The organism is Stenotrophomonas sp. HMWF003 (assembly GCF_003061285.1).
Classification (GTDB): domain Bacteria; phylum Pseudomonadota; class Gammaproteobacteria; order Xanthomonadales; family Xanthomonadaceae; genus Stenotrophomonas; species Stenotrophomonas maltophilia_AP.
This window is the reverse complement of record NZ_QAIW01000289.1, coordinates 3,545-6,995: the sequence shown is the minus strand read 5'-3', so window position 1 is coordinate 6,995 and position 3,451 is coordinate 3,545. Positions and strand designations below refer to the sequence as shown.

4 protein-coding genes are annotated in these 3,451 nt (G+C 70.6%); 3 read left to right on the top strand and 1 reads right to left on the bottom strand.

Annotated features, from left to right (window positions below; all coding sequences use genetic code 11):
* The 3 genes from DBR34_RS11975 to DBR34_RS11965 all read left to right on the top strand — a co-directional run.
* Positions 1-367: copper chaperone PCu(A)C (locus DBR34_RS11975; RefSeq protein WP_181393981.1), on the top strand; the 367-nt coding region annotated here is incomplete at its 5' end.
* A complete protein-coding gene (locus DBR34_RS11970; RefSeq protein WP_258223857.1) occupies positions 364-933 on the top strand; it encodes an SCO family protein in 570 nt (189 codons plus the stop codon). The genes DBR34_RS11975 and DBR34_RS11970, both read left to right, overlap by 4 nt.
* A gap of 7 nt (positions 934-940) precedes the next feature.
* Positions 941-2,434: an MFS transporter gene (locus tag DBR34_RS11965; protein ID WP_128096959.1), complete on the top strand. Its 1,494-nt coding sequence runs from the start codon at positions 941-943 to the stop codon at positions 2,432-2,434.
* A 36-nt stretch (positions 2,435-2,470) separates the two neighbouring features.
* Here the strand turns inward: DBR34_RS11965 and DBR34_RS11960 are convergent, their stop codons facing one another.
* Positions 2,471-3,304, bottom strand: coding sequence for a class I SAM-dependent methyltransferase (locus DBR34_RS11960; protein WP_128096958.1), 834 nt, complete (start codon positions 3,302-3,304; stop codon positions 2,471-2,473).
* Positions 3,305-3,451: the final 147 nt, after the last annotated feature.

The following is a 3,451-nucleotide window of genomic DNA, read 5'->3' as shown; positions in this document are numbered from 1 at the left end:
GTTGCCGCCGCCCGCTGCGGGCGTGGCTGCCGGCTATGTGGAGCTGGACAACGGGGGCGCCGCCAACCGCCTGGTGGCGGCCAGCGCGGCCGGCTTCGGCCAGGTGCAGATCCACGCGATGCGCATGGACGGCGAGGTCATGCGCATGCAGGCACTGCCCGATGGGCTGGCACTGCCGGCAGGGAGGATCACCTCGCTGCGGCCCGGCAGTTACCACCTGATGCTGATGATGCCCAAGCGCCCGCTGCAGGCGGGCCAGCACGTGCGGGTCCGCCTGCAGTTCGCCCATGGCGACGCGCTCCCGGTGGATTTCGTGGTGCGTGATGGCATGGGTGGGCAGGCCGGCCAGCACGGAGCGGAACGGTGACGCGCGGCGTGCTGGCGGCCCTGCTGGGCGGAATGCTGCTGGCGGGCTGCGGCACCGCCGACGCGCCGATCATGGGCCAGGCCGCATTGGACGCGGTGGCATTGCAGGCCAGTGACGGGCGCACCGTGTCGATCCACGGTCTGCGCGGCAAGCCCACGCTGCTGTTCTTCGGCTTTACCCACTGCCCTGAGGTGTGCCCGTTGAGCCTGGTGAAGGCGGTGCAGCTCAAACGCCGGCTGGGCCCGCTGGGTGCGGACCTGCAGGTGGTCTTCGTGACCATCGATCCCAAACGCGATACGCCCGCCCACCTGCGCGAGTACCTGGCCGCCTTCGATCCAACGTTCATCGGCCTGAGCGGCGACGAGGCCGGTACTCGCGCCATCGCTGAAAGCCTGCGGGTCAGCTACCGGCAGGTGGGCGAGGGCGATGCGGCAACGTTCGAACATACCGCGTCGTGGTTCCTGCTGGGCGCCGATGGCACCTTGCAGGACGTGCTGGGTTATGCGCTCACCGATGCGGAGATGGATGCCCGGCTGCGCGCGAAACTGACGGTGCCCGGCGCGTGAGCCGGGGATGAGCACTGCCGTGGCCACGCCCGCGCCGCGCACCGACGCCGTGCTGCTGCTGGCATCGGCCGGCTGCGCGCTGACGGTGCTGGACACCAACGTGGTCGGCGTGGTGCTGCCCACCATTGCACGCGACCTGTCTGCATCGTTCGCCGACATCGAGTGGGTGGTCAGCGCCTACGTGCTGTGCTTTGCCTCGCTGCTGTTGCCGGCCGGCACCCTGGCCGACCGGATCGGTCGGCGACGCCTGTACCTGATCGGCCTGGTGCTGTTCGCGCTCACCTCGGTGGCCTGCGGGCTGGCCGCGCAGGCCGGTGCGCTGTATCTCGCGCGGGCCGGGCAGGGCGCGGCGGCCGCGTTCATGCTGGCCCCGGCGCTGTCGCTGATCGGCCATGCCCACCAGGACCCTGCGCGCCGTGCCCGGGCCTGGGCGATATGGGGCGCGATCATGGGCCTGACCATGGTGCTGGCCCCGCTGATCGGCGGCGCCATCGCCACCTGGCTGGGCTGGCGGTGGGCGTTCCACATCAATCTGCCGCTGTGCCTGGTGCTCGCGGCACTGAGCGGGCGCTACGTACCCGAGTCGCGCGACCCGGTGCGCCGTCGCATCGACGTGGCCGGTGTAGTGCTGTTTGCCGGCAGCATGCTGTCGTGGACGTGGGCATTGATCCGCGGCCCGGTGGCAGGCTGGACCAGCACCGCTGTGCTGCCCTGGCTGGTAGCCGGCGTGGTGCTGGGCGGCGCCTTCATCGGCGTTGAACAGCGCCGCACCCAGCCGATGCTGGACCTGCGCCTGTTCCGGATACCGGCGCTGGTGGGCGCGGTGATCGCAATGTTCGCCTATGCGGCCGCAGTCCAGGTGATGGCCTCGCTGCTGCCGTTGCTGCTGCAGAACGTCCGCGGCGACAGTGTGCTGCAGGCCGGCCTGCACATGCTGCCGTTCGCGCTGGCGATGCTGCTGCTGCCGTTCCTCGGTCGGCGCCTGGGCGCGCACTGGCACTCGGGAAAAATCCTCGTGCTGGGCCTGGGCGTGGCGGTGCTTGGCAACCTGGGCATCGCGCTGTCGCTGTGGCAGCACAGCGGCCCGGGGCTGCTGCTGGCGATGGCGGTGCTGGGCAGTGGCGGCGGCCTGCTCAACGGCGAAACGCAGAAGGCGATCATGAGCGTGATTCCCCCGGACCGCGCCGGCATGGCGTCTGGCATCAGTACCACCGCACGCTTCTCCGGCATCCTGATCGGGTTTGCGACGTTGGGCGCGGTGCTGTCCAGCCATGTGCGGGCGGCTGCCGACGCCGCTTTGACCGCCGCCGGCAGCCCGGTGTCGCCGGCGCTGCTGGAACGGGTGGTGGTCGGCGAGCTGTCGACCGCGTCGGATGCACTCGGCGTGCTGGCACGGGCGGCGTATGCACAGGGCGCTGGGTACGCGTTCATCGCCGCCGCGCTGATGGCCCTGCTGGCGATGCTGGCCACAGGATGGTTGATGCGCCTGCCGCCGCGCTGAACGCGGGCGGCAGGAGCGCAGACACGGCACGTGCGGTCAGGGTGCCACCGCGCGCAGCGCCCAGCATGCCGCACCGAATGCAACGCGATCGCCCTGCACGAACGGCGCGAAGGCGTCCACCACCACCTGCAGCACCTGGGCACGCAGTGCCGCGTCGATCCGCGGGTCGCGCAGCATGCCGCCCACCGGCCCCAGCAACGACACATACCGCTGCAGGTCGGCGGTGCGGATGCTGCAGACCTGGTCCACCGCCGTCACCTCGATATCGCGCCAGCCACTGTCGGCCAGGATGTCGAGGACGCGCTGGCGATCGGCGAAGGCAAACTGCCCCGGCCCATCGGCCGAGCGCGGGGGCAGCGCCAGCAAGGGCGCAGCGGCCCGTTCGGCGGTGGTCATGAACGCATTTTCGTCCGGGGCACGCCACGCCAGTGCGTGGAGCGTGCCGCCGCTGCGGGTGGCCACGCGCAGGCCGGTGAAGGCCTGCACCGGGTCGTCGAAGAACATCACGCCAAAGCGTGACACCACGTGGTCGACCGCGGCCGGGGCGAATACGTGACGCTGCGCATCGGCGGCGATGAAGTCCACCGGGTACGTGGCGCTGCGTGCGCGCTCGCGCGCCATGTCGATCATGGCCGCGGAGATGTCCAGCCCGGTGCAGTGGCCGCCAGCGCCCAGCCGTGCTGCGATGGCCAGGCTGACCGCGCCGGTGCCGCAACCGACGTCCAACACGTTCCATGGCGAACCGGGCGGAACGCCTTGGGCCAGGTGATCGGCGAACGGCGCGAACATGTCATCGAGCACGGGCTGGGCCTGTACCCAGGCATCCCCGGCGGGGCCATTCCAGAGGGCGTGTTGCGTGGTGTCGGTCATAAGGGGCGTTCTGGCCTTGCCAGCCGGGTAGGGATGGCCGCACTCTGCCACTTCAAGTGCACTTGAGGTCAAGCGGATGCAGGAACTGGACATTGCCGAAGTGGCCCGTCGCACTGGCCTGGCGGCGTCCGCGTTGCGCTACTACGA

Bases quoted from the DNA above. Each gene is read 5' to 3' on its own strand.
- DBR34_RS11965 (WP_128096959.1), top strand. From the start codon at position 941: ATGAGCACTGCCGTGGCCACGCCCGCGCCGCGCACCGACGCCGTGCTG.
- DBR34_RS11960 (WP_128096958.1), bottom strand. From the start codon at position 3,304: ATGACCGACACCACGCAACACGCCCTCTGGAATGGCCCCGCCGGGGAT.